This is a genomic window from Microbacterium sp. BE35, assembly GCF_031457705.1.
GTDB classification, from domain to species: Bacteria; Actinomycetota; Actinomycetes; order Actinomycetales; family Microbacteriaceae; genus Microbacterium; species Microbacterium trichothecenolyticum.
Window position 1 is genome coordinate 66,939 of the sequence record NZ_JAVDXD010000005.1, and the last position, 24,521, is coordinate 91,459.

Consider the following 24,521-nt stretch of genomic DNA (forward strand, 5'->3'; position numbering starts at 1 on the left):
GCCGCACGACCGGGCCGGGTATCACCCTGAGACCCGATTCCAGAAGGACACCATGACCACGACGACCGCCCCCGCGACGGGCAAGGTCAAGCAGCGGCCAGGCGACCGCTGGTTCTCGGGAACCGCGCTCGGCGCCGGGGTGATGATCCTCGTCACGCTCGCCGCCGTCGCGATCTTCCTCATCATCCAGTCGATCCCGGGCCTCACCGCCACGAACGAGACCGCCAGCATCCTCACCGGGAGCTTCTGGGAGTACGTCTGGCCGCTCGCGTTCGGCACCGTGTGGGCATCGTTCCTGGCGCTGCTGATGGCCGTACCCCTCGCGGTGGCGGTCGCCCTCTTCATCTCGCACTACGCACCTCGCCGCCTCGCGCAGGGTCTCGGCTACATCGTCGACCTGCTCGCGGCGGTGCCCTCTGTCGTCTTCGGCCTCTGGGGCATCCTGGTGCTCGCCCCGGCCGTGCAGCCGGTATACGCCTGGCTCAACGCCAACATGGGGTGGTTCCCCCTCTTCAGCGGCACCGTCTCGAGCACGGGCCGCACGATCTTCACCGCCGCGATCGTCCTCGCGGTCATGGTTGTGCCCATCATCACGGCCATCTGCCGCGAGATCTTCCTGCAGACGCCGGTCCTTCACGAGGAGGCCGCCCTCGCCCTCGGTGCGACGCGCTGGGAGATGGTCCGCATGGCCGTGTTCCCCTTCGGCCGCAGCGGCATCGTGTCGGCCTCCATGCTCGGCCTCGGCCGCGCGCTCGGAGAGACGATGGCGGTCGCCATGGTGCTCTCGGTGGCCAACGTCGTCACCTTCCAGCTCTTCACCTCCGAGAACCCCGGCACGATCCCCGCCAACATCGCGCTGACGTTCCCCGAGGCCTACGGCCTCAACATCAACGTCCTCATCGCGACGGGCCTCATCCTCTTCATCGTCACCTTCGCCGTCAACGCCATCGCCCGATGGATCGTCAGCCGGCGCAAGGAATTCTCGGGAGCGAACTGACATGACCGTGACGACCGCTCCTCCTCAGCCTCCGCAGACGGCTGCACCGGTGCGCGAGACGCCCCGCCTGACCAGCGGCCACCTTCCCGTCTGGGCGCCGTGGGCCATCCTCGTCGGCAGCCTCGTGGCCGCCGGCATGCTGTTCGCGATCATCGCGATGGGATCCGGCGAGGGCTTCAACCTGGCCGGGTGGGCCGTGGTGGCGGGGCTCCTGTACCTGGTGCTGATCACGGTGATCTCGTCACTCGTCGAGGGTCGCCGCAAGGGCGTCGACCGCCTCGTGACCGGTGTGGTGACGATCGCGTTCCTCATCGCGATGGTCCCGCTCGTGTCGGTGGCCATCACCGTCGTCGTCAACGGCGTCGCGGGCCTGTCGGCCGAGTTCTTCACGTCATCCATGCGCAACGTGGTCGGCGAAGGCGGCGGTGCGCTGCACGCCATCGTCGGCACCGTGCTCATCACGCTCGCGGCGGCCGTCATCTCGATCCCGATCGGCATCTTCACCGCCATCTACCTCGTCGAGTACGGGCGCGGCGGGCGTCTGAGCCGCGGCATCACGTTCCTCGTCGACGTCATGACGGGCATCCCGTCGATCGTCGCCGGTCTGTTCGCATACGCGGTCTTCGCCCTGATCTTCGGTCCCGGCATCCGCATGGGCATCATGGGCTCCATCGCCCTGTCGGTGCTGATGATCCCGGTGGTCGTCCGCTCCACCGAGGAGATGCTGCGACTCGTCCCGAACGAGCTGCGCGAGGCGTCGTACGCGCTCGGCGTGCCGAAGTGGCGCACGATCTCGAAGGTCGTGCTGCCCACCTCGATCGCCGGCATCACGACAGGCGTCATGCTCTCCATCTCGCGCGTCATCGGCGAGACGGCGCCGCTGCTGCTGACGGCGGGCGTCGCCACCTCGATGAACTACAACCTCTTCGAGGGCCGCATGATGACGCTTCCCGTGTTCGCGTACTCGCAGTACATGAACCAGGGCATCCCGGCGCAGGCCTACATCGACCGCGCCTGGGCCGCCGCGTTCATCCTCATCGTCCTTGTGATGCTCCTCAACCTCATCGCGCGCGTCGTCGCGAAGGTCTTCTCGCCGAAGCTCGGCCGCTGAGCATCCTCACCCGAAAGAATCGACAGGAACCATGTCCAAGAGCATCGAAGTCAACGACCTCAACGTCTACTACAGCGACTTCCTGGCCGTCGAAGGCGTCTCGCTCGACATCGAGCCGCGTAGCGTCACGGCCTTCATCGGTCCCTCGGGCTGCGGCAAGTCGACGTTCCTGCGCACCTTGAACCGCATGCATGAAGTTATCCCCGGCGCCCGCGTCGAGGGTGAGGTGCTGCTCGACGGCGACAACCTGTACGGCGCCAACGTCGACCCGGTGCTCGTGCGCCGACAGGTCGGCATGGTCTTCCAGCGCCCCAACCCGTTCCCCACGATGTCCATCAAGGAGAACGTGCTCGCGGGCGTGAAGCTCAACAACAAGAAGATGTCGAAGTCCGACTCCGAGGCGCTCGTCGAGAAGTCGCTCCAGGGCGCCAACCTCTGGAACGAGGTCAAGGACCGTCTCGACAAGCCCGGCTCGGGTCTGTCGGGCGGCCAGCAGCAGCGTCTGTGCATCGCGCGCGCGATCGCCGTCTCGCCGGAGGTCATCCTCATGGACGAGCCGTGCTCTGCGCTCGACCCGATCTCGACCTACGCCATCGAGGAGCTGATCGGCGAGCTGAAGAACGACTACACGGTCGTCATCGTCACGCACAACATGCAGCAGGCCTCGCGCGTCTCCGACAAGACGGCGTTCTTCAACATCGCCGGCACCGGCAAGCCGGGCAAGCTCATCGAGTACGACGAGACCAAGACGATCTTCACGACGCCTTCCGTCCAGGCCACCGAGGACTACGTCTCGGGCCGCTTCGGATAAGCCCGTCCGACTCCACGAAGCCCCTCCCCGCACGGCGAGGGGCTTCGTCGTCAGACGGGGGCCGTCGCCAGGGCGAAGAGCGTCTCCACCAGCGGGCGCGGGTCTGCGGCGGCATCCCATCCGCTCGACACGAGCTGCTGGTACCCGATGACGGCCGAGACGACGATGACCGCGCGCCGTCGTGCCTCGCGACCGGGGACACCGGATGCCTCGAGCAGACCGGTGAGGTACGACACCCGCCGCTCGGTGACGGCTTCGACGATGTCGCGCACGTCGGCCGCGGCGGCATCGGCGTAGAGCGTCCGCTCGCCCGAGCGCTCCCCCGTGCGGTGAGCGATGATCTCGAGCAGCGCGGCGAGGCGGGACTGCGGATCGGAGATCATCTCGACCTCGGCGATGAGCGCCTCGGTTTCGCGGTCGCGCCACGTCTCGAGCACCGCATCGACGAGCGCCTGCCGGTCGGCGAAGTGCCAATAGAACGACCCCTTCGTCGTGCCGAGCTCCCGCGCGGTCGGCTCGACGGCGACCGCGCGGATCCCGTCGTCGCTGAACCGCCGGTACGCCGCGTCGACCCAGTCCGCTCGAGTGAACCTTGCCATGTCCGTACGGTACCGTATAGTTTTCTTCGCAGGACCATACGTCGGCGTATGGTCGCGGAGGAGCTTCGCATGAGAGAACCCGCCTTCTGGTCGCTCGCCCTGGTCGACATCGCGGATCCCGACTACACCCAGGTGTGGGTCGACGTGCTCCCGGCGCACGCCTCGGCCGATCCGTCGGCGTGGGCGCGCAACCTCCTGTCGACGTCGGCCCTCCCCCGCTGGATCGCGCTCTCGCTGGCCGGTCTCGCGGCCCTGCGACGCCGCCCCGCGCGCTGCGACCGCCTGGCCGTGACCCGTGTCGAGGGCGACGAGGCGCTGGTCGCGGTGAACGCGCGTCGCCTCGACGTGCGCGTCGGGGTCGGCGTCGACGAGAAGAGTTCGCTCGTGCGCGTGGTCGCGGCGATGCGTTTCAAAGGCGCTGGCGGCCGCCTGGCGTCGCTGCCCTTGCGCGCGGGTCTCGCGCTGCTCGCGCGCGGCATGATCGCTCGCGCGCGCCGCGACATGTCGGGCGTGACGAGGTGAGCTCAGGGCTCAGTCGCGCGGACTCAGCAGATACCGGTTGAAGGATGCAGTGAGCTCCGCGTCCGACGGCACCTCGATGTCGTCGATCGCCGTGATCGGAGCGGCGAGCCGCACGCTGGACACCAGCCACGCGGCATCCGCCTCGCCGAGCGCGCTCGTCGGGAGCACCTCGTAGCCCGTCTCGTGCCCCTGCGCTTCGAGGTGGGCGAACAGGCTCAGCTGCGTCGTGCCGTGGAGGATGCCGCCGTTGGGCGCCGGGGTGACGAAGCGGCCGCCGATTCGGAGGATGAGCGACGCCGTGGGCGCCTCGAGCACGAAGCCGTCGGACGTGACGAATACGGCGTCGTCGGCGCCTCGCCGCTTCGCCTCGCGGATCGCGGCCATGTTGACGGCGTACGACAGGGTCTTCGCTCCCAGGAGCAGCCACGGCGCACGGGCGGGGGTGTCGATGCCGTAGCCGCGGTCCAGCGTGACGACCCGGATCCCCTTCTCGCGGGCGATCGAGTTGTCAGCGGCGGCCGTCGCGGTCACCCACGCGGTGGGGGCCGGACCGTGCTCGACGCCGCGGCTCAGGATGAGCTTGATGACGCCCTCCCCCTCGCTCGGCGAGTGCTGCGCGGCGACGGCGACGGCCTGACGCCACTGCTCGAGGTTCGGGGCGGGGAGGTCGCAGATCTGCGCGGAGTGCGCGAGCCGTTCGAGGTGTGCCTCGGTCTCCTGCGCGTGGCCGTCGACGACGCCGATCGACTCGAAGATGCCGTCGCCGCGCTGGGTGCTCAGCTCGCCGACGCTGAGGGCCGGGGCGGACGGGTCGATCACGCGGAACGAGTCGGAGAAGACCGGACGCGGATCATCGGATGCCGCGGGCTCGATCACGAGCGCGAAACGCAGGGCCATGCCCCTGAGCTTAGGCGTTCGGGAATGCCGCGCCGTCGGACTCGGTTACACTGGATCGGCCGGGCCGCAGTAACCCCGGGCTCCAAAATTTGCCGCTTCGAGCGGCACCGCGCCGAGAGGCGTTCTGCGGCCCGGCTCTTTCATGCCCGGACCCGGTCCGTCTTCTCCGCGAGAATCCATCTGGAGGACGAGACCTTGGGTGATCCCCGCGGTCTGGTCCTCCAGATGGATTCTCGGGGTCGACGAGCTGAGAGCTGACGGGGCAGGCGACGCCGGAGCCGCTCAGCTGAGGGCGTCGCGGCGCCAGAGGGCGGCGCAGGCCGTGAGGTCGGCAGCGTAGTCCGACAGCCGCAGGGCGCGCGTGGTGAAGGCCGATGCGCGGTCGGGCTCGGTCGCTTCGTAGTCGTCGGCGACGTGCGTCGCGCCGGCGGCCTGCACCCGGCAGAACGCGGCCGCCCTTTCGAGGGCCACGGCGAAGTCCCCCTCGAAGAGCCCGCGCAGGATGGTGTCGACCAGCGAGACGAGTTCCTCCGGCCCCGCGGGGGACGGCGCGCCCGCCACCACGTCGTCGGCGGAGCGGAGCTCGGCACGGCCGCGCTCGTACAGGAGCGCGGCCGTGCGCGGGTCGTCGTGGATCATGAGCTGCACCAGGTACAGCCGCCACAAGGCGCCCGGAAGCGTCTTCGCGGGCGACCGCGACCACAGCTCCGCGAGGTCGTCGATGCCGTGCTCGTCGGTGAAGGCGACGAGCCGATCCACGACGGTGCCGTCGGGGTCGGCCCGAACGCGGGCGAGCAGGGCGTGCGCGGTCGTGTGCGCGACGCGGGAGACCTCGGCCGGGTCCTCGGCGGGGAACACCCGGTCGAAGAGTTCGGCCGGTCGGCGGACGGGCTTGTGGAACTCCCTGGACGAGTCGCTCATTCCGTCCAGGCTACTCGCCGCCACGAGCACGGGCTCGCGCTGCATGGCGGCGGCCCAGGGCAGGCACACGTCTCGCGCCTGTCTCAGACCTGGTTGATGCGGATGTGGTTGCCCGCCGGGTCGCGGAATGCCGCGTCGCGCGGACCCCAGCCCTGCTCCTTGGGCTCCTGCAACACCTCTGCGCCGAAGGCGCGCAGTTTCTCGAACGTGGCGTCGAGGTCGGACGTGGTGAACACGTAGGGTCCGGGGCCGGAGCCTTTCACGACGAGGCGCTGCAGCGCGTCGCCGTCCTCGGGCGAGCGGCCTGCGGTCGGGTCGGAGACCACGAGCGAGAGGCCGGGCTGCCCGGGGAACCCGAAGCTCACCCAGCGGTGGCCGTCGTAGGCGACGTCATTCACGACCTCGAGGCCGAGTCCGTCGCGGTAGAAGGGGATGGCGGCGTCGACGTCGTCGACGGTGATGGGGCTGTAGGCCAGGGCGATGTTCGTCATGGCTGCCACGCTACGGCGACGCCGCCCCGCACGCTTCTCCGATCCTGCTCGGTTCCGATTCAGGCGTAGCGGGTCGGGCGAGTGAGGATCTTCGCGACGCAGAGCGGCATCGCCTCGGCGGCGTCGTGCGGGCGCGAACGGTACGAGCTCGGGGTCTCACCCACGATCTCGGTGAACGTCGTACTGAACGAGCCCAGGGAGGTCGCGCCGACGGCGGTGCAGGCATCCGTCACCGACATGCCCTCGCGCAGAAGTGCCATGGCGCGCTCGATGCGCCGGGTCATCAGGTACGCATAGGGCGTCTCACCGTACGCGGCCTTGAACTCGCGCGAGAAGTGGGCGGGCGACATGAGGGCCTTCGTCGCCATCGTCGGCACGTCGAGGGGCTGCGCGTAGTCGCGGTCCATGAGGTCGCGCGCGCGGCGAAGGTGCGCGAGAGTCTGGGTCGACTGTGCCGTCTGTGTTCTCTGGGGGACGGATGCCACGGCCTCACGCTACCCGGATCGACGGCCTCCCGCCGCGCTTCGACGACCTCGGCGACCCGGGTTTCGGCGACCGGGCGCGTGTCTTCGGCGTCAGGCCGTGGGGATCGTCACGATGGGATCGGACGACGGCTCCCCCGTGGGCGAGCCGCCCTGGGGCTCGATCGTCACGGCGATCACGTCGCCTGCTTCCATCGCTCCTTCGAGCAGCGCAGTCGTCGTCCCGTCCGTCGGCTCGAACACCCCCGCGGGCACCGCGGCGCCATCGCGCACGAACCAGAGCTCGAAGCTCTCGTCGTCCGCGATCTGCGGCAGTCCCTGCGACACCAGCACGACCTTGCCGACGGATTCCGCCCAGTGCGCAGTGGACGTCCCGCCGTCCGCGACCTCGACCGTCGCCGACCGGGCATCGGGGGCGTCCTCGATCTGCTGCAGCGCCACGACCTCCGGCGGCCGGGTCATGTACTCGTTGATCTGCACGGCCCCGAGGCCTAGTGCGACGAGCAGCACCAGGGAGGCGGCGAGCGCCAGGATGCCCCGCGTCCAGCGACGCCGCGAGACCGCCTGGATCACCGCCGTCGGCGGGGGCGGCTCGACGGGCGATTCGTCTCCGTGCCGTTCCGGTGCCGGCGGCGGGGCCGGCGTCCACCGGTCCACGGGCTCCGCCGTCGCGGCCACAGCCGCGTCCATCGCGGGCAGCTGCGGAGTCGTCGCGATCCGCGAGAGCAGCGTGGAGCGCAGAGTGAGCGGAGGCACGGCGTCGGAGACGGTGTCGGCGAGCGCCGCGGCGGTGGCGGCATCCGTGTCGATCCAGTGCTCCCATTCGGGGTGCTCGCGGCGCGCCGCCTCGAAGGCCGCGCGGTCGTCAGGCGACAGCGCGTTCAGCGCGGCGCCTGCGGCGAGCTCGGCGAACTCCTGCTCGTCCATCACGCGGCCACCCCCATCTCGGCCCGGAGGCGCGACAGGCCGTCCCGCATCCTCGTCTTGATCGTCCCCAGCGGCGCCCCCACCAGGGCGGCGATCTCGCTCTGACTGTAACCCCCGTAATACGCGAGGGTGAGCGCCTCCCGCTGGGCGTCGGGAAGCCCCGACAGCGCCGCCGCCACCTTCTCCCCCTCGATGCGGAGCTCGACCTGCTCCGCGACCCCGTCGTGGGCGACGTCGAGGTCTCGGAAGCCCGCGCGCACGTCGCGATCCGTGCTCGCCTGCGACGACCTCACGCGGTCGACGGCCCGGCGGTGCGCGATCGTCAGCACCCACGATCTTCCCTGCCCTCTGTTCGGAGCGAACCGCGCAGCGGATTGCCACACCTCGAGGAAGACCTCCTGCAGCACCTCCTCGCTCTGCGCGCGATCGACGAGAACGCGCAGGATCAGACCGAACACCCGGGGGGACAGCAGATCGTAGAGGCGGGCGAAGGCGACCTGGTCCCCGCCCGCGGTGCGCTCGAGAAGCTGTGCGACGCGGTCGACGGGCTTCGTGCCGTCGTCCGGCACGTCGATCCCGTCGATCACCATGTCCACCAGCATGCCTTACGCACCCCCCTCCGCCCCGCCGTGGCCTCGCCCGCGGGTGAACGAGTACACTTCCACGCCCGGCGGCGTCCCGACGTCGAGAACATGAACGGCGGCCGCCCCTGCACCCGGTGCCAGCGAGCCGTCAAGCGTCGTGAGTTGTTCGCACCGGGTTCGCATTCGGATTGCCACGACGAGAACCGGATGCCTCGGCCCCGGGCGGCAGCATCCGTTCTCGTCGGATCTGCAATCCGATGCGGCGAGCCCTCCGAACAGTCCGTGTAGCCGCTTCTGCGGCACGCTCCCCGCACCGGGGACACGCACAGACCGCGGTCCGAGGACCGCACTGAGGAGGAAGACATGTCTCGCATCACCCGGAAGCGTGTGTCGGCAGGGCTCATGCTCGCCGTCGCCGCGACCTTCGCGCTTTCCGCCTGTTCGATGGGCGGATCGACCGCAGCACCCACGACCGAACCTTCGACCCCGTCCATGGAGGCCAGCGAGGAGCCCATGACGGCCGATCCCGCCGCCGACCTCGTCGGACCCGGCTGCGCGGCGTACGCCGAGGCCGTGCCGGATGGCGACGGATCGATCGAGGGCATGTCGGCGGATCCGGTCGCGGTCGCGGCATCCAACAATCCGATGCTGACGACGCTCACCGCCGCCGTGAGCGGGCAGCTCAATCCCGACGTGAACCTCGTCGACACCCTGAACGGCGACGAGTTCACCGTGTTCGCGCCGGTGGACGACGCGTTCGCGAAGATCGACCCCGCCACCATCGAGTCGCTGAAGACCGACAGCGCGACGCTGACGTCGATCCTCACGTACCACGTGGTCCCGGGACGGATCGAGCCGGCGGACATCGCGGGCACGCACACCACGGTGCAGGGGTCCGACCTCGAGGTCACGGGCGAGGGCGACATGTGGAAGGTCAATGACGCCAACGTGATCTGCGGCGGCGTGCAGACCGCCAACGCCACCGTGTACCTCATCGACGCGGTCCTGATGCCTCCGGCTCAGTGACCGAACGCCGGCGTCACGCCGGCCATGTGGGGGGCGGCGCGGCCGCCGGCGCTGCGAGGTGCGCCGGCGGCCGCGCTGCACGCGCTTGCACGTCGGGGGAGGCTCGTCAACCCCTCAGTCGGCGAGGAGGGCAGTCCGTACCGTGGAACAAGGCCCGATGCGGCGCCGGAGGGGTGCGCGCAACGGGTGGGAGGACATGTGACTGACCTGCTCGCGTCCGGAGAGATCGCCACCGGCGAGCTCTTGGACGGGCGCTACCTGCTGCGGGAACGCATCGGAGAAGGCGGCATGGCGCGGGTGTATCGCGCCGACGACACCCATCTGCAGCGTGCCGTCGCCGTGAAGGTGTTCCGTGAGCCGACCGACGCCATCGGCTCCGTCGAGCGCGCCCTGTCCGAGACGACGCTCCTCGCCTCCCTCAGCCATCATTCGCTCGTCACCGTGTTCGATGCCCGGGTCGGCACGGATGAGAGCAGCTATCTGGTCATGGAACTCGTCGACGGCATCACGCTGCGCGACCTGATCGCACGAGGACCCGTCGATCCCCGCGTGGTCGCCTCGATCGCGATCGACATCGCGGAAGGGCTCCACGTGGCACACGACCACGGGGTCGTGCACCGCGACATCAAGCCTTCCAACGTGCTCCTGTGGTCCTCGCCGCGGCCCGGGTGGGAGTGGCGCGCGAAGCTCGCCGATTTCGGCATCGCCTACCTGATGGACTCGGCCCGGGTGACCACCCCGGGCGTCATCGTGGGCACGATGGCGTATGTCGCGCCGGAGCAGGCTCGAGGTGTCGCGCCGGCGCCACCCGCCGACATCTATGCCTTCGGTCTGCTGCTCATCGAGGCGCTGACGGGCGAGCGCCCGTTCGGGGAGGCCGAGGGCATCGGCACGGTCATGGCGCGACTGTCGGCGGCGCCGAGGATCCCGGAGTCCCTCCATCCGGCATGGCAGGGTCTGCTGCGCGGGATGACCGCGATCCGCCCCGACGATCGGCCGACGGCGCTCGAGATCGTCGCCACGGCGTCACGCCTGGCAGCGATGGAGAACACCATCGCCCGCGAGAACGCCGACCCGTCGACCGCGCCGATCGCCACGATCGCCACGGGCCCCACTCAGGTCTTTCCCCAGCCGGCACCCGCATCGCCTCCCGTCGCGCCCGGAGCGCTGCGCCGCGATGCCCGCATGTCGGTGGCCCGTCTGAGGATTGCCGAGGGGACGGATGCTGCCGCACCGGCACCGGTCCTCCCCACTGTCCGGGACGACGAGCGTCGTCCCTCGCGTCGGACGCTGCTGATCGGCGCAGTGCTCGCGGCGCTCCTTGCGATCGGGATCGCCCTCGGCACGCTCTGGCTGGCGAACAGCTGGGCTGCGGAACCCGAGCCCGCGCCGACTTCCCCCGTCGAGCAGGTTTCCCCGGCACCGACGGAGAACGCTCCGGTCGAGGAAGCACCGGCGAACGCGCCCGCCGAGGAGGTCACTCCCGACGTGGCGCCGCCGGCGGACACCGGTGGAGGCGGGAGCGACAACAGCGGACCCGGCAACAACAACGGCAACGGCAATGGGAACGGGAATGGCAGCGGCCCCGGCAGCAACAGCGGGAACGGAAACGGCAACGGGAACCGCTGACCGAGCTATCGGTCCATCGCTCGGCGCATCGCCTCAGACCGCCAGTTCACGCCGCCCCGCTCGAGCGTCACGATCGCGTGGCAGTTGCGACACCGGACATCGCACTTGGCGATCTCCTCTTCGAGCTTGGCGATGCTGAAGCCTTCCCGCACCATTGCCATGACGTCCTTGCGTTTCCCGTCGCCGGGTCGATGATCGAAATCGAGCACGCGCAAGTCACCGATCCCGCAGTCGACGCACGGGTGCTCGCGGAGATATACGGCGAGGAAGGCTTTCGCCGCCGCGCGACGCATTGCCGTGCGTTCCACGATGACCTGCACATGCCGCTCGCGATTGCGGGCGTAGTAGGCGCGGGAAGACTCGCGATTGCAGTGTCGGCAGACCTCCTGCAGACCATCGGCACGCGCGGACTTCCGGTTGAACTCCGTGAGGGGCTTGAACTCACGGCACGTCCCGCAGCGTCTCAGCACGTTGGTCGGCCTCCTCGCCTGGATCGAACATCAGCATCGCCGATCGTAGAGCCGGGCACCGACGCTCCGAGCATCGCTCTCGGATTGCTAGGGTGGACAGGCCCCTATAGCTCAGTTGGTTAGAGCAACGGACTTCAACAGAACAAAATGGAGCGCCGGCGCAGAAATGCGTCGGATGACCGCCGCTATATGCTGGGACGCCCTGAGAGCCCGAGGTACTCGCCGGAGACGGCAGTGACAATCCGAGGGATTGGGTAATCAGCAGGTAACCGCAAGGGAACCTCAGAGACTACACGCGGCGCACCTGACCGGTCCGGCCGAAGGTGAAGATATAGTCCAGACTGCAAGCCGGAGACGGTGGCTGGGGAAAGCCCAGTGCAGCAGGTTAATCCGTGGGTCCAGGGTTCGAGTCCCTGTGGGGGCACCACTTCCACTCGATCGAGCGGCCGTCCAGCCGTCTGTTTCCGGCGCGCCCCCCCTGGTGCAACATCCGGACGTTTCGCTAGGGTCCGAGTCATGACGCCCCAGATCGGTGTGGACGGTCCGGCTTCCGACGCCTTACTGCGCGCAGGGCGGTTCTTCACGAGGTGGGACGAAACCGCCGATCATCGTGCCGCCTTCCTCGAAGGCGGGCGCGAGGGCGACGCGTTCTACCGCGATCGGTGGAGCCACGACAAGGTCGTCCGGTCGACGCACGGCGTGAACTGTACGGGCTCCTGTTCGTGGAAGGTGTACGTCAAGGACGGCATCATCACGTGGGAGGCCCAGGAGACCGACTATCCGAGCGTCGGCCCCGACCGTCCCGAGTACGAGCCCCGCGGGTGTCCCCGCGGGGCTGCTTTTTCGTGGTACACCTACTCCCCCACCCGCGTGCGCTACCCGTACATCCGGGGCGTGCTGCTCGAGGAATACCGCGCGGCGAAGGCCCGCACCGGTGACCCGGTGCTCGCTTTCGGCGAGATCACGAAGAACCCCGAGACGCGCCGCCGCTACCAGCAGGCGCGCGGCAAGGGGGGTCTCGTGCGCGCGTCATGGCGCGAGGCGGTCGAGCTCGTCGCCGCCGGGTACGTGCACACGATCAAGGAGTACGGCCCCGACCGGGTGGCGGGCTTCTCGCCGATCCCGGCGATGTCGATGGTGTCGCACTGCATCGGCACGCGCTTCACGCAGCTCGTCGGCGGCGTGATGACGTCGTTCTACGACTGGTACGCCGACCTCCCGGTCGCGAGCCCGCAGGTGTTCGGCGATCAGACCGATGTTCCCGAGTCCGGTGACTGGTGGGACGCCACGTACCTGATGATGTGGGGCTCGAACGTGCCGGTCACCCGCACGCCCGACGCGCATTGGATGGCCGAGGTGCGCTACCGCGGCACGAAGGTGGTCACGGTCAGCCCTGACTACGCCGACAACACGAAGTTCGCCGACGAATGGCTGCCTTGCCAGGCCGGCACCGACGCGGCACTCGCGATGGCGATGGGCCACGTGGTACTCAAGGAGAACTACGTCGACCGCCGCGTGCCGTTCTTCGCCGACTTCGCGCGCCAGTACACCGATCTCCCCCACCTCGTGCGGCTCACCGAGCGCGACGGCGCGTATGTTCCCGGCACGTTCGTCACTTCGAAAGACCTCGGCGGCGGCACCCCCGAAGACGAGTGGAAGACGGTGGTGCTGGATGCCGCGACCGGCACTGCGCGCGTGCCCAACGGCTCGATGGGCTTCCGGTACGCCGCGTCCGGCGAGGGTCGCTGGAACCTCGACCTCGAGGGCGTGGAACCGGCGCTGTCCATCGCCGACCTCCCCGCCGCAGCGGGAACTTCTGAGGCCGTGGAAGTTCTGCTCCCCCGCTTCGACTCCGCCGACGGCGAGGGAGCCGTGCTGCACCGAGGCGTCCCGGCGACGCGGGTGGGCGGCATCCTGGTGACGACCGTCCTCGACCTGATGCTCGCCCAGTACGGCGTCCCCCGTGACGGGCTGCCCGGCGACTGGCCGACCGGGCTCGACGACGCCGAGTCTCCGTACACGCCCGCGTGGCAGGAGGAGATCACCGGCGTGCCGGCGCAGGCGTGCACGCGCATCGCACGCGAGTTCGCGGCCAACGCCATCGAGTCGAACGGCCGCTCGATGATCATCATGGGCGCCGGCATCTGTCAGTGGTTCCACGGCGATGCGACGTACCGGGCGATCCTGGCGCTCCTGATCCTCACCGGGTCGATGGGGCGCAACGGCGGCGGCTGGGCGCACTACGTCGGGCAGGAGAAGTGCCGCCCGATCACCGGCTGGCTGTCGCTGGCGAACGCCCTCGACTGGAGCCGCCCGCCGCGGACGATGATCGGCACCGCGTACTGGTACATGCACACCGACCAGTGGCGCTTCGACGGTTACTCCGCCGACGCGCTGGCGTCGCCGCTGGCCGAGGGAAACCTCGCCGGCATGCACACCGCTGACACGATCGCCCAGTCCGCGCGCCTCGGCTGGATGCCGTTCTACCCCCAGTTCGACGTCAACCCGCTCGACCTCGCCGACCGGGCCGACGCGGCGGTGGCGAACGGAGAGGCGGCGGATGCCGCATCCTTCGTCGCCTCGCAGCTCTCCTCCGGCGAGCTGCAGCCCGCGATCGCCGACGTCGACGCGCCGGAGAACTGGCCGCGCCTGCTCACGCTGTGGCGGTCGAACCTCATGGGATCGAGCGCGAAGGGCAACGAGTACTTCCTCAAGTACCTGCTCGGCACGCACAACAACGTGATGGCGACGGACGAGGCGAGCGTGCGCCCGAACGACGTGAAGTGGCACGACGAGATCCCCGAGGGCAAGCTCGACCTGCTCGTGTCGGCCGACTTCCGCATGACCTCGACGACGCTGCTGTCGGACGTCGTCTTCCCGGCCGCGACCTGGTACGAGAAGCACGACCTGTCGTCGACCGACATGCACCCGTTCGTGCACGCCTTCACCCCGGCGATCGACCCGCCGTGGGAGGCGAAGAGCGACTTCGACCTGTTCCATGCGATCGCCGTCGAATTCTCGGCGCAGGCGCGCACCCACCTGGGTACGCGGAAAGACCTCGTCTCGGTGCCCATGCAGCACGACACCCCGGGCGAGACGTCGCAGCCCGGCGGCGAGGTGCGGGACTGGGCGCGCGGCGACACCGCCGGCATCCCGGGCAAGACCATGCCGCAGTTCACGGTCGTGGAGCGCGACTACACCGCGATCGCCGACAAGCTCGCCGCCGTCGGGCCTCTCGCCGACCAGCTCGGGTTCACGATCAAGAACGTGACCTACGACGTGGCGCACGAGGTCGAGCGGCTCGCCCAGAAGAACGGCGTCATGCTCGGGGGCGCAGCCGATGGCAGGCCCGCGATGGACACCGACGTCAAGATGGCCGAGGCGATCCTGGCGTTCTCGGGCACGACGAACGGCGAACTCGCGTCGCAGGGCTTCCGCACCCTCGAGAAGCGCGTGGGCAAGCCGCTCGCCGATCTCGCCGAGGGTTCCGAGGAGAAGCGCATCACGTTCGCGATGACGCAGGCGGCGCCGGTGCCGGTGATCACGTCGCCGGAGTGGTCCGGCTCCGAGACGGGCGGGCGCCGGTACGCGCCGTTCACCGTCAACATCGAGCGGCTCAAGCCCTTCCACACCCTCACCGGGCGCATGCACTTCTACCTCGACCACGCGTGGATGCGCGACCTCGGCGAGGCCCTGCCGATCTACCGCCCGCCGCTCGACATGCACCGCCTGTTCGGCGAGCCGAAGCTCGGCCCGAACGGCGAGCAGCAGGTCGTGGTGCGCTACCTCACGCCCCACTCGAAGTGGTCGATCCACTCCGAGTACCAGGACAACCTCTTCATGCTGTCGCTGTCGCGCGGCGGCCCCACGGTCTGGATGAGTCCGGCGGACGCCGCGGCCATCGGCGCCGCCGACAACGACTGGGTCGAGTGCGTGAACTCGAACGGCGTGCTCGTGGCGCGGGCGATCGTGTCGCATCGCATGCCCACCGGCGTCGTCTACGTGCACCACGCGCAGGAGCGCACGATCGACGTGCCGAAGTCCGAGGCGACCGGCCGGCGCGGAGGCATCCACAACTCCGTCACGAGGCTGCTCGTCAAACCGACGCACCTCATCGGCGGGTACGCGCAGCTGTCGTACACGTTCAACTATCTGGGGCCGACCGGCAATCAACGCGACATGGTGGCGACGGTGCGCCGTCGCTCGCAGGAGGTGGTGTTCTGATGCGCGTGATGGCCCAGATGGGCATGGTCATGAACCTCGACAAGTGCATCGGGTGCCACACCTGCTCGGTCACGTGCAAGCAGGCGTGGACGAACCGGGCCGGCACCGAATACGTCTGGTTCAACAACGTCGAGACCCGGCCCGGCCAGGGCTACCCGCGCCGCTACGAGGACCAGGAGCAGTGGCGCGGCGGGTGGACGCTCAACAAGCGCGGGCGACTGTCGCTGCGCACGGGCAGCCGCGCGAAGCGCCTGTTCTCGATCTTCTCGTCGCCGGTGCAGCCGAAGCTCGAGGACTACTACGAGCCCTGGACCTACGACTACGAGACGCTCATCGACGCGCCCCTCGGCGACGACTTCCCGGTCGCCCGGCCGAAGTCGCTCATCACCGGCGAGGACACGAAGATCACGTGGTCGGCGAACTGGGACGACGACCTCGGCGGCGCGAGCGAGATGGGCCATCTCGACCCGATCGTCGAGCGCGTGCGGCGCGAGTCGGAAGACAAGATCAAGCTGCAGTTCGAGAAGACGTTCATGTTCTACCTGCCGCGGATCTGCGAGCACTGCCTCAACCCGTCGTGCATGGCGTCGTGCCCGTCGGGCGCGATCTACAAGCGGGCCGAGGACGGCATCGTGCTCGTCGACCAGGACCGCTGCCGCGGCTGGCGCCAGTGCATCACCGGCTGCCCCTACAAGAAGATCTACTTCAACCACAAGACCGGCAAGGCCGAGAAGTGCACGCTGTGCTATCCGCGCCTCGAGGTCGGCATCCCCACCGTCTGCTCCGAGACGTGCGTCGGGCGCCTGCGCTACCTCGGCCTCTTCCTCTACGACGCCGACCGCGTCACCGAGGCGGCGTCGACACCCGACCCGAAGGACCTGTACGAGGCGCAGCTCGACCTCATGCTCGACCCGAACGACCCCGAGGTGATCGCGGCGGTCCGCGCACAGGGCGACATCCCCGACGACTGGATGGATGCCGCGCGCCGCTCGCCCGTCTACGCCCTGGCGAAGACCTACCGGGTGGCGCTGCCGCTGCACCCCGAGTACCGCACCATGCCGATGGTCTGGTACATCCCGCCGCTGTCGCCGATCGTCGACCTGCTGCGCGACCAGGGACACGACTCGGAGGCCGCCGGCACCCTCTTCGGCGCGATCGAGGCGCTGCGGATCCCCGTCGAGTACCTCGCCGAGCTCTTCACCGCGGGCGACACCGACATCATCACCGGCGTGCTGTGGCGCCTCGCCGCGATGCGCTCGTACCTGCGCGACATCACGCTCGAGCGTGAGCGCGACGAGTCGATCCCCGAGGCCGTCGGCATGACCGGCGAGTCCATCTACGCGATGTACCGGCTGCTCGCGATCGCCAAGTACGAGGACCGCTACGTCATCCCGACCGCCCACTACGAGCGCGCGCACGAGCTCGAGGAGCTCGGCTGCTCGCTCGACTTCGACGGCGGCCCGTACGGCAACGAGTCGGGCATGTTCGGCGAGGCCAGCGGCAGGCCGACGCCGGTCGCGGTGGAGACCTTCCACGCCCTCAAGGAACGCCAGACCTCCGACGCCGCCGCGAGCGGAGAGTCGCTGCGCGGCCGCGTCAACCTCCTCAACTGGGACGGCAACGGCGCACCGCCCGGTCTCTTCCCGCCGAAGGATGCGGCTCCGGATGCCTCGGCAGGGGGCTCGTCGTGAACGTCCGGGTGGTCTACCAGGCAGCGTCGCTGTGCCTGAGCTATCCGGATGACGGCGTGCTCGGCTCTGCCGCCCTGATCGGCCGCGCCGTGTCGGAGGCGGCGCCTCGGGCGGCAGCATCCTTCGCCCCTCTCCTCGAGTGGTGGGAGAAGACGCCGGCCTCCGAGGTGCAGACCGTGTACGTCGACACGTTCGACATGTCACGGCGCCACGCGCTGTACCTGAGCTACTGGACCGATGGCGACACGCGCCGGCGCGGCGCGGTGCTCGCCGATCTGAAGCGGCGGTACCGCGAGTCCGGGCTCACGATCGACGGCACGGGCGAGCTGCCCGATTTCCTGCCGCTCGTGCTCGAGTTCGCACGGCACGCGCCGGGCGAGGGCGCGGCGCTGCTGCAGGAGTACCGGCCCAGTCTCGAGCTCATCCGCCTCGCCCTCGCCGAGCGCGGCTCGCCGTACGCCGGCGTCGTCGCGGCGGTGTGCGACACGCTTCCCGGCCGCTCCCCCGCCGACCGCCAGCAGGCGATGGCGATGGCAGCCGCCGGACCGCCGCGCGAGTCCGTCGGCCTCGATGCCCACGACCCGCGGCTGCTGCCGCTCGAGCCGGTCGGGAGGCGCTGATGGACCTGTTCCTGTGGGGAATCCTCCCCTACATCATGGTCGCGGTGCTCGTCGGCGGCACGATCTGGCGCTACCGCTACGACCAGTTCGGCTGGACCACGCGCTCGTCGCAGCTCTACGAGTCGCGGCTGCTGCGCATCGGCTCGCCGCTGTTCCACTTCGGCATCCTCGTCGTGATCATCGGCCACGTCATCGGCCTCGTGATCCCCAAGGCGTGGACCGACTTCTTCGGCATCTCGGATGAGATGTACCACCTCGCCGCGCTGGGTCTCGGCACCGTGGCGGGGATCGCGACGCTCGTCGGCGTCGGCATCCTGATCTACCGCCGCCGCACCACCGGACCGGTGTTCATGGCCACGACGAAGAACGACAAGACCATGTACGTCGTGCTGGTGGCCGCCATCGTCGCGGGCCTCGCGACCACGGTGCTGGGGGTCATCGGGCCCCACCAGGAGCTCACCTACCGCGACACGGTCTCGCCGTGGTTCCGGTCGCTGTTCGTCTTCCAGCCGAACATCGCCGCGATGAGCGAGGCGTCGCTCGACTACCAGATCCACACCGTGATCGGCATGGTGCTGTTCATGATCTGGCCGTTCACCCGGCTCGTGCATGCGTTCACGGCGCCGGTGCACTACCTGTTCCGCCCGTACATCATCTACCGCTCGCGCGACGGGCGGCCGACGACGGCGCGCGGGATCCGCCGCGGCTGGGCGCCCGTGGGCACCACCGACCGCACCCCCGACCGCAAGGCGACCACCACAGGCAAGACGGGAGGCACACGACGATGACGACGGATGCTGCGGCCACGGCCGCGACCGGGACCCAGGAACTGCCCGGCCGCACGAAGAACCTCCTGCTGGCACTGCTGGCCTTCACCATCACGTTCTGGGCGTGGAACCTGGTCGCACCGCTCGCGGTGCAGTACACGGCTGAGATGGGGCTGACCTCGACGGAGGCGTCGCTGCTCATCGCGACGCCGGTGCTGGTCGGATCGCTCGGCCGCATCCTCACCGGTGCGTTCACCGATCGCTTCGGCGGGCGCCTGATGTTCACGGTCCTGACGGCGGCGTCTGCCGTGCCCGTGGTACTGGTGGCCCTCGCCGGCGTGTGGGGGTCCTACGCGCTCATGATCGCCTTCGGGTTCCTGCTCGGCATCGCCGGCACGACCTTCGCGATCGGCATCCCCTTCGTGAACGCCTGGTACGAGCCGGCCAAGCGCGGCTTCGCCACGGGCCTCTTCGGCGCCGGCATGGGGGGCACCGCGCTGTCGTCGTTCTTCACGCCCCGCATGGTGGCGTGGTTCGGCTACGTCGCCACGCACCTCATCATCGCGGGCGCGCTGCTCGTGGTCGCGGTCATCGTCTGGCTCTTCATGCGGGATTCGCCGCTGTGGAAGCCGAACACCGCCCCCGTCATGCCCAAGCTCAAGGCGGCGTCGAAGCTCGCCGTCACGTGGCAGATGGCGTTCCTGTACGCCGTGACCTTCGGCGGCTTCGTCGCCTTCTCGACGTACCTCCCGACCTACCTCAAGGAGGTCTACGGGTACGACCTCGCCGACGCCGGCGCCCGCACCGCGGGCTTCGCGATCGCCGCGGTCATCGCACGACCGGTCGGCGGCTGGCTGTCGGACCGCATCGGGCCGGCGACCGTGCTCAGCATCTCGCTCAGCGGCGCGGCCGTGATGGCGGTGGTGATCGCGCTGCAGCCGCCGCCCGAGCTCGCTGCGGGAGCCTCGTTCGTCCTGATGGCGCTCTTCCTCGGGCTCGGCACCGGCGCGGTGTTCACGTGGGTGGCGCAGCGCGCACCGGCCGAACGGGTCGGCACCGTCACCGGAATCGTCGGTGCCGCGGGCGGGCTCGGCGGCTACTTCCCGCCGCTCGTGATGGGCGCGACCTACAACGCCGAGGCCCACAGCTACACGATCGGGCTCAGCCTGCTCTGCCTCACCGCCCTGGTCGCGCTGGGCTTCGTGATCTTCCTGGCCCGGCGGGAGCGGCGCGCGGCGAGATGAGCGACGGGGTGGTGGCGCCTGGTCAGCGGGCGATCGAGGCGGCGACGACCCAAGCGGCGATGCTGAGCACGAGCGCGATCAGCGGATACCAGAACGCCCGGTGCTTTCGGGACAGCGCGACGATGCCGGCGACGGCGCCGATCACCGCCAGGGCCAGCGGCAGGTAGCCGCCCAGCACGATCGCCACCGTGTTGTCATGGTTGCCGATCGCCCACACGAGCGAGACGAAGAAGAGCACCACCGCGGCGCCGACCGAGAATCCGATCAAGAGCAGAGTGGCGACGAGATCGCCGACGCTCCGCTCGGCGGGAGCAGACGCGCTCATCGGCCGAGCCCGATCTCGTAGTGCACGAACCCGGTGTGGGTCGCGACGCGATCGTAGAGGGCCCGCGCGGTGATGTTGGTCTCCTGCGTGAGCCAGTACACCTTCGCGGCGTCGTGCTCGCGCGCCCACTCGGTCACGTGGGCGATGAGGGCGCGCCCTGCGCCGCTGCCGCGGGTGTCGGGGGCGACGAAGAGGTCCTCGAGGTAGACGTAGGGCGCCGCCGACCACGTGGCCGCGTGCGTGAGCCAGTGGACGAAGCCGACGGCGCGCCCGTCGTCCGTCGCCACCGCCCCGTGGATCGGGAACTGCGGGTCGAGGAGGCGGCTCCATGTCAGCGCGGTCTGCTCGTCCGACACCTCGGACTCGTAGAACTCGATGTAGCCGCGCCAGAGCGGGAGCCAGGCGTCGCGGTCGGCAGGGGCGAGGGGGCGGATCTCAGTCACGAGCCCGAGAGTAGCCGGTCGCCGGCCTCAGGCGAGGGCGGTTCGGGCGGTGCGTCGCGCGTGCGCGCTGAGGTCGTCGCCGCGACGCGCCAGGAACTCCTCCAGCCGATCGCGGTCGACCCGCCCGATCTCGCGGAGAGCGACGCCGACGTTCGTCTGCACCAGGTGCTCGGGATCGTCCGCGAGGATCTCGCAGAGCGCGAGCGGGTCGTCGAGGTCGCGCGCGCGGATGATCGAGAAAGCCGCGGTGATGGCCGTGCGGCGGTGCCATCGGTCGTCGGAGCGCGCGAGCTCGAACAGCACGTCGCGCCGGCGGTCGAGCAGATGGAGCCCCACCACGCGCGGCGCGGACCGGTCGATGTAGTCCCACGTGTCGATGCGATCGAGACGCCGCATCCACAGTTCGTAGAGCGCCGCACGGTCGACGTCCTTCGTTCGCGCCTGGAAGTCGAGGATCGACACCGCCAGCATGCGCATCTCATACGCGTCCGAGTCGAGCAGCCGGTCGACCTCGGCGAGCGGCATCCGTGAATTCGCCTTCGCGATGTCGAACACGGTGCCCATGCGCACGCCGATCACCTCGGTGCGCGCATCGGTCATGCGCCGCTGGATCTTCGCGCGTTCGTCGACGGATGCTGCGCCCTCGAGCGCCGTGCGGACGCCCTCGGCGGTCGGCGCCCCCGGCTCAGTCACCGCCCTCGAGCCCCGACGGCCGCAGTTCGGCTCCGGCGTGCGCGAGCTCGGCGAGCGCCGCATCGCTGGATTCCGCCGCGACGCCGGCGATGAGGTCGGTGAGGACACGGACGTGCCTGCCGTGCTCGATGGCGTCCAGCGCCGAGGCCCGCACGCAGTAGTCGGTCGCGATTCCGGTGATGTCGACGTCGACCACGCCATGCTCCTCGAGGAGGTGCGCGACGGTCACGCCGTCGTCGGTCGTGCCCTCGAACAGCGAGTAGGCGGGCTTGCCCTGGCCCTTCTTGACGTGGTGGGTGACCGCCGACGTGTCGAGGCCGGGGTCGTACTCGGCGCCCTCGGTTCCGCTCACGCAGTGGACCGGCCAGGTGTCGACGAAGTCCGGCTCCGGGTGGAAGTGCCCGCCGTTGTCGCCCTCGGCGTGGTGCCAATCGCGCGAGGCGACGATCACGGCGTACTCCTCGGAGTGCGTCACGAGGAACTCCGAGATGCGCTGCGCGACGGCGTCCCCGCCCTCCACGGCCAGCGCACCACCCTCGGTGAAGTCGTTCTGGACGTCGACGATGAACAGCGCCTTGCTCATGGTTCGAGCGTACGCCTGTACTCCTCGCGAGTGAGCGGGTGCCCGTCGCCGGCCACGAGCTCGGGGTCGGTCTCGGCAGGCATCGGCGCATCGTGTGCGACAACTCCGCCAGGCACTGTCGCGGGAGCTGCCGCTGCGAGGGCGCCGGCTCTGCTCGGCGTGGGTGAGGCGGAGTTGCTGCCCGTGCCGGCGAGCGCCCCGGCATCCCGCCGCCAGAGCTTCGAAGGCCACCAGATCGCCTTGCCGATGTCGTACGAGAGCGCCGGCACCAGGAGTGACCGCACGATGAACGTGTCGAGCAGCACGCCGAAGGCGACGATGAACGCGATCTGCGCGAGGAACAGGATCGGGATGACACCGAGCGCCGCGAAGGTCGCCGCGAGCACGAGTCCCGCCGAGGTGATCACCCCGCCGGTGGCGACGAGGCCCCGGAGGATGCCGGGCCTCGTCCCGTGGACGAGCGACTCCTCACGCACCCGCGACATCAGGAAGATGTTGTAGTCCACGCCGAGCGCCACGAGGAACACGAAGCCGTACAGCGGCACGGCAGGATCCGCCCCCGGGAAGCCGAGCACCTCGTTGAAGACCAGCGCGCTGACGCCGAGCGCCGTCGCGAACGAGAGGATCACGGTGCCGATGAGCAGCACGGGCGCCAGGATCGAGCGCAGCAGCAGCATCAGGATGATGAGGATCACCGCGAGGATCACCGGGATGATCACCGTGCGGTCGCGCGTCGACGTGTCGTTCGTGTCGATGTCGGTCGCCGTCTCGCCGCCGACGACCGCGACGCCGGCGCCGAGCGTCTCGTCGAGGTCGGCGCGGAGGTCGCGGACGGTGTCCTCCGCCGCGACGGAGTCGGCAGCATCCGTGAGCGTCCCGATCACGAGCACATCGCCGGCTGAGACCGTCGGCGCGGGAGCGGGCGTGCCGGGCGGGCCGACCGCGGTGAGGACCGGCTCGCCGTCTTCGACCGTGACCTGCGCCTGCCCCGTCGGCGAGTCCTCCGAGGCGACCGACACCGACTCGATGCCGTCCGACGCCGCGAGAACGCCCACCGCATCGGCGAGTTCCTCTTCGGGCACGATCACGTAGACCGGCGAGCCGGAGCCTGCCGGGAAGTGCTCGGCGAGAACCTCCTGACCGTCGCGCGCCTCGGAGGAGCCGAGCACGAGGTCGCTGGTCGGCACGCCGTCGGCCTTGAGCTGAGTGATGCCCACCGCGCCCGCGAGCAGCACGATCGTGCATGCGATCCACACGATGCGCGCATGACGTGCGACGAAGCGCGCCTGGCGCGGCCAGAGGCCCTTGACCGGCTGCGTGAGGTCGTCGGGGATCATGGCGATCGGCTCCTTCGGAATGAAGGGCCAGAACGCCGCGCGGCCGCACAGTGCCAGGAGCGCCGGCAGGAAGGTCAGGGCCGACAGCATCGAGAACGCGATCCCGATGGACGCGATCGGGCCGAGCGCGCGGTTGGTCGCGAGGTCCGAGAGCAGCAGGCACAACAGGCCCGCGATGACCGTGCCGCCCGAGGCGAGGATCGGCTCGAAGGCTCCGCGCCACGCCGACAGCGTGGCATCCCATTTCGACATCCCCGTCGCGATGGATTCGCGGAACCGCGCGACGTACAGGAGGGCGTAGTCGGTCGCCGCACCGATCACGAGGATGAACAGGATTCCCTGCACCTGCCCGTTGAGCACGACGATGCCGGCGTACGCGAGCCACCACCCGGTCAGCAGCGCAACGCACAGCGCGAAGATCGACGTCAGGAGCACCAGGACCGGCAGCAGCGGAGAGCGGTAGACGATCACGAGAATCAGGAACACCGCGATCAGCGCGACGCCGAGCAGGAGCCCGTCGATCCCCAGGAAGCCCTCGACGAGGTCGGCGGTGAAGCCCGCAGGCCCCGTGACCCAGCCCTCGAGCCCGGCCGGCAGGTCTTCGGACACGAGTGAGCGGATCTCTTCGACGGTCGGTCCGACCTCGCCCGAAGCGTCGATGGGCACGAAGATCTGCACCGCCTCGCCGTCCTCCGACGGAATCGGCGGCGACACGTCCTCCTGCACGCCCTCGACCTCGGCGATGTCGTCGGCGAGCGCCTGCACGTCGGCGATGTCGTCGTCCGAGAGCTCACCGTCCCCCGTGACCACGACCACCGCGGGGATGCTGTCGCCGCCGAGGAACCCGGCGAGCCTCTCATTCACCTGCGTCGCGTCCGCGCTCTCGGGCAGGAACGACGAGCGGTCGTTGCTCGACACCTCGTCGACCTTGCCGAAATACGGGCCGCCGATGGATCCCACGGCCAGCCAGACGAGGACGAGCAGGGCGGGGATGCCGATCCGCAGCCAGCCCGAGGGGCGACGGTTCGCGTGGTGGGGCGAAGTCATATCGCTAGCTTATCTAGCGAATTGGGTTGAGTTCGACCACTCGCCTGAGTTCGACCGTGCGAACTCCTCGGCCGCGCTCC

At 69.7% G+C, this 24,521-nt stretch carries 24 protein-coding genes; 11 read left to right on the top strand and 13 right to left on the bottom strand.

The window, feature by feature from the left end; all coding sequences use genetic code 11:
- Positions 1-52 precede the first annotated feature (52 nt).
- From pstC to pstB, 3 genes are read left to right on the top strand one after another with little or no spacing between them, the layout of a single operon-like run.
- Positions 53-997, top strand: a complete 945-nt coding sequence (gene pstC, locus J2Y46_RS16205; RefSeq protein ID WP_045298075.1) for a phosphate ABC transporter permease subunit PstC — start codon at positions 53-55, stop codon at positions 995-997.
- A gap of 1 nt (position 998) precedes the next feature.
- Positions 999-2,108: a phosphate ABC transporter permease PstA gene (gene pstA / locus J2Y46_RS16210; RefSeq protein ID WP_084695522.1), complete on the top strand. Its 1,110-nt coding sequence runs from the start codon at positions 999-1,001 to the stop codon at positions 2,106-2,108.
- Positions 2,109-2,139: 31 nt separating this feature from the next.
- A complete protein-coding gene (pstB, locus tag J2Y46_RS16215) occupies positions 2,140-2,919 on the top strand; it encodes a phosphate ABC transporter ATP-binding protein PstB (RefSeq protein WP_045298071.1) in 780 nt (259 codons plus the stop codon).
- Positions 2,920-2,969: 50 nt separating this feature from the next.
- Here pstB and J2Y46_RS16220 read toward each other — a convergent pair whose 3' ends face one another.
- Positions 2,970-3,518: a TetR/AcrR family transcriptional regulator gene (locus tag J2Y46_RS16220; protein WP_045298069.1), complete on the bottom strand. Its 549-nt coding sequence runs from the start codon at positions 3,516-3,518 to the stop codon at positions 2,970-2,972.
- Positions 3,519-3,587: 69 nt separating this feature from the next.
- Here J2Y46_RS16220 and J2Y46_RS16225 point away from each other — a divergent pair, with 69 nt between their 5' ends.
- Positions 3,588-4,040 carry a hypothetical protein gene (locus J2Y46_RS16225; RefSeq protein ID WP_310243675.1) on the top strand — a complete coding sequence of 151 codons (453 nt, stop codon included), beginning with the start codon at positions 3,588-3,590 and terminating at the stop codon, positions 4,038-4,040.
- Between the two features lie 9 nt (positions 4,041-4,049).
- Here the strand turns inward: J2Y46_RS16225 and J2Y46_RS16230 are convergent, their stop codons facing one another.
- The 6 genes from J2Y46_RS16230 to sigK form a co-directional block, all read right to left on the bottom strand.
- Positions 4,050-4,937, bottom strand: coding sequence for an aminodeoxychorismate lyase (locus tag J2Y46_RS16230; RefSeq protein ID WP_045298064.1), 888 nt, complete (start codon positions 4,935-4,937; stop codon positions 4,050-4,052).
- Between the two features lie 282 nt (positions 4,938-5,219).
- Positions 5,220-5,858, bottom strand: a complete 639-nt coding sequence (locus tag J2Y46_RS16235) for a hypothetical protein (protein ID WP_045298311.1) — start codon at positions 5,856-5,858, stop codon at positions 5,220-5,222.
- 83 nt (positions 5,859-5,941) lie between these two features.
- Positions 5,942-6,349 carry a VOC family protein gene (locus J2Y46_RS16240; RefSeq protein WP_045298062.1) on the bottom strand — a complete coding sequence of 136 codons (408 nt, stop codon included), beginning with the start codon at positions 6,347-6,349 and terminating at the stop codon, positions 5,942-5,944.
- Between the two features lie 59 nt (positions 6,350-6,408).
- Positions 6,409-6,756, bottom strand: coding sequence for a helix-turn-helix transcriptional regulator (locus J2Y46_RS16245; protein ID WP_310244108.1), 348 nt, complete (start codon positions 6,754-6,756; stop codon positions 6,409-6,411).
- Between the two features lie 168 nt (positions 6,757-6,924).
- Entirely contained in the window at positions 6,925-7,758 is an 834-nt protein-coding gene (locus J2Y46_RS16250) for an anti-sigma factor (protein ID WP_045298060.1), read from the bottom strand.
- A complete protein-coding gene (sigK, locus tag J2Y46_RS16255) occupies positions 7,758-8,360 on the bottom strand; it encodes an ECF RNA polymerase sigma factor SigK (protein WP_211255888.1) in 603 nt (200 codons plus the stop codon). Before sigK ends, J2Y46_RS16250 begins: the two co-directional genes overlap by 1 nt.
- 345 nt (positions 8,361-8,705) lie before the next feature.
- Between sigK and J2Y46_RS16260 the strand changes: the two genes are divergently transcribed.
- Both J2Y46_RS16260 and J2Y46_RS16265 read left to right on the top strand, forming a co-directional pair.
- Positions 8,706-9,368 carry a fasciclin domain-containing protein gene (locus tag J2Y46_RS16260; RefSeq protein WP_045298058.1) on the top strand — a complete coding sequence of 221 codons (663 nt, stop codon included), beginning with the start codon at positions 8,706-8,708 and terminating at the stop codon, positions 9,366-9,368.
- 198 nt (positions 9,369-9,566) lie between these two features.
- A complete protein-coding gene (locus tag J2Y46_RS16265) occupies positions 9,567-10,997 on the top strand; it encodes a serine/threonine-protein kinase (protein ID WP_045298056.1) in 1,431 nt (476 codons plus the stop codon).
- A 5-nt stretch (positions 10,998-11,002) separates the two neighbouring features.
- On the opposite strand, the gene J2Y46_RS16270 is transcribed toward J2Y46_RS16265, so the two are convergent.
- A complete protein-coding gene (locus tag J2Y46_RS16270; RefSeq protein WP_045298054.1) occupies positions 11,003-11,467 on the bottom strand; it encodes a hypothetical protein in 465 nt (154 codons plus the stop codon).
- A gap of 516 nt (positions 11,468-11,983) precedes the next feature.
- On the opposite strand from J2Y46_RS16270, the gene J2Y46_RS16275 reads away from it, so the two are divergent.
- The 5 genes from J2Y46_RS16275 to J2Y46_RS16295 are packed head-to-tail and all read left to right on the top strand — an operon-like array spanning position 11,984 to position 20,013.
- Positions 11,984-15,691, top strand: a complete 3,708-nt coding sequence (locus J2Y46_RS16275) for a nitrate reductase subunit alpha (RefSeq protein WP_045298052.1) — start codon at positions 11,984-11,986, stop codon at positions 15,689-15,691.
- Complete coding sequence (gene narH, locus J2Y46_RS16280) at positions 15,691-17,382, top strand: nitrate reductase subunit beta (RefSeq protein ID WP_045298050.1); 1,692 nt, start codon at positions 15,691-15,693, stop codon at positions 17,380-17,382. Before J2Y46_RS16275 ends, narH begins: the two co-directional genes overlap by 1 nt.
- Positions 17,379-18,002 (top strand): nitrate reductase molybdenum cofactor assembly chaperone, encoded by a 624-nt coding sequence (gene narJ / locus J2Y46_RS16285; protein WP_045298048.1) that lies wholly within the window; start codon positions 17,379-17,381, stop codon positions 18,000-18,002. The genes narH and narJ overlap by 4 nt, the downstream gene beginning before the upstream one ends.
- Entirely contained in the window at positions 18,002-18,790 is a 789-nt protein-coding gene (gene narI / locus J2Y46_RS16290) for a respiratory nitrate reductase subunit gamma (protein WP_056369439.1), read from the top strand. Before narJ ends, narI begins: the two co-directional genes overlap by 1 nt.
- Entirely contained in the window at positions 18,787-20,013 is a 1,227-nt protein-coding gene (locus J2Y46_RS16295) for a NarK/NasA family nitrate transporter (RefSeq protein WP_045298044.1), read from the top strand. The genes narI and J2Y46_RS16295 overlap by 4 nt, the downstream gene beginning before the upstream one ends.
- Before the next feature lie 22 nt (positions 20,014-20,035).
- Here J2Y46_RS16295 and J2Y46_RS16300 read toward each other — a convergent pair whose 3' ends face one another.
- The 5 genes from J2Y46_RS16300 to J2Y46_RS16320 are packed head-to-tail and all read right to left on the bottom strand — an operon-like array spanning position 20,036 to position 24,441.
- On the bottom strand, positions 20,036-20,338 hold the full coding sequence (locus J2Y46_RS16300) for a hypothetical protein (protein ID WP_045298043.1): 303 nt from the start codon (positions 20,336-20,338) through the stop codon (positions 20,036-20,038).
- Positions 20,335-20,781, bottom strand: a complete 447-nt coding sequence (locus J2Y46_RS16305; protein WP_045298042.1) for a GNAT family N-acetyltransferase — start codon at positions 20,779-20,781, stop codon at positions 20,335-20,337. Before J2Y46_RS16305 ends, J2Y46_RS16300 begins: the two co-directional genes overlap by 4 nt.
- 27 nt (positions 20,782-20,808) lie before the next feature.
- Complete coding sequence (locus tag J2Y46_RS16310; RefSeq protein ID WP_045298041.1) at positions 20,809-21,474, bottom strand: DNA alkylation repair protein; 666 nt, start codon at positions 21,472-21,474, stop codon at positions 20,809-20,811.
- Entirely contained in the window at positions 21,467-22,057 is a 591-nt protein-coding gene (locus J2Y46_RS16315; RefSeq protein WP_045298040.1) for an isochorismatase family protein, read from the bottom strand. Before J2Y46_RS16315 ends, J2Y46_RS16310 begins: the two co-directional genes overlap by 8 nt.
- Positions 22,054-24,441, bottom strand: coding sequence for an efflux RND transporter permease subunit (locus tag J2Y46_RS16320; RefSeq protein WP_310243686.1), 2,388 nt, complete (start codon positions 24,439-24,441; stop codon positions 22,054-22,056). Before J2Y46_RS16320 ends, J2Y46_RS16315 begins: the two co-directional genes overlap by 4 nt.
- Positions 24,442-24,521: the final 80 nt, after the last annotated feature.

Bases quoted from the DNA above. Each gene is read 5' to 3' on its own strand.
- pstA (WP_084695522.1), top strand. From the start codon at position 999: ATGACCGTGACGACCGCTCCTCCTCAGCCTCCGCAGACGGCTGCACCG.
- J2Y46_RS16250 (WP_045298060.1), bottom strand. From the start codon at position 7,758: ATGGACGAGCAGGAGTTCGCCGAGCTCGCCGCAGGCGCCGCGCTGAAC.
- J2Y46_RS16315 (WP_045298040.1), bottom strand. From the start codon at position 22,057: ATGAGCAAGGCGCTGTTCATCGTCGACGTCCAGAACGACTTCACCGAG.
- J2Y46_RS16240 (WP_045298062.1), bottom strand. From the start codon at position 6,349: ATGACGAACATCGCCCTGGCCTACAGCCCCATCACCGTCGACGACGTC.
- J2Y46_RS16245 (WP_310244108.1), bottom strand. From the start codon at position 6,756: ATGGACCGCGACTACGCGCAGCCCCTCGACGTGCCGACGATGGCGACG.
- pstB (WP_045298071.1), top strand. From the start codon at position 2,140: ATGTCCAAGAGCATCGAAGTCAACGACCTCAACGTCTACTACAGCGAC.
- sigK (WP_211255888.1), bottom strand. From the start codon at position 8,360: ATGCTGGTGGACATGGTGATCGACGGGATCGACGTGCCGGACGACGGC.
- narI (WP_056369439.1), top strand. From the start codon at position 18,002: ATGGACCTGTTCCTGTGGGGAATCCTCCCCTACATCATGGTCGCGGTG.
- J2Y46_RS16260 (WP_045298058.1), top strand. From the start codon at position 8,706: ATGTCTCGCATCACCCGGAAGCGTGTGTCGGCAGGGCTCATGCTCGCC.
- J2Y46_RS16235 (WP_045298311.1), bottom strand. From the start codon at position 5,858: ATGAGCGACTCGTCCAGGGAGTTCCACAAGCCCGTCCGCCGACCGGCC.
- narH (WP_045298050.1), top strand. From the start codon at position 15,691: ATGCGCGTGATGGCCCAGATGGGCATGGTCATGAACCTCGACAAGTGC.
- J2Y46_RS16295 (WP_045298044.1), top strand. From the start codon at position 18,787: ATGACGACGGATGCTGCGGCCACGGCCGCGACCGGGACCCAGGAACTG.
- J2Y46_RS16230 (WP_045298064.1), bottom strand. From the start codon at position 4,937: ATGGCCCTGCGTTTCGCGCTCGTGATCGAGCCCGCGGCATCCGATGAT.
- J2Y46_RS16220 (WP_045298069.1), bottom strand. From the start codon at position 3,518: ATGGCAAGGTTCACTCGAGCGGACTGGGTCGACGCGGCGTACCGGCGG.
- pstC (WP_045298075.1), top strand. From the start codon at position 53: ATGACCACGACGACCGCCCCCGCGACGGGCAAGGTCAAGCAGCGGCCA.
- J2Y46_RS16320 (WP_310243686.1), bottom strand. From the start codon at position 24,441: ATGACTTCGCCCCACCACGCGAACCGTCGCCCCTCGGGCTGGCTGCGG.
- J2Y46_RS16275 (WP_045298052.1), top strand. From the start codon at position 11,984: ATGACGCCCCAGATCGGTGTGGACGGTCCGGCTTCCGACGCCTTACTG.
- J2Y46_RS16300 (WP_045298043.1), bottom strand. From the start codon at position 20,338: ATGAGCGCGTCTGCTCCCGCCGAGCGGAGCGTCGGCGATCTCGTCGCC.
- J2Y46_RS16225 (WP_310243675.1), top strand. From the start codon at position 3,588: ATGAGAGAACCCGCCTTCTGGTCGCTCGCCCTGGTCGACATCGCGGAT.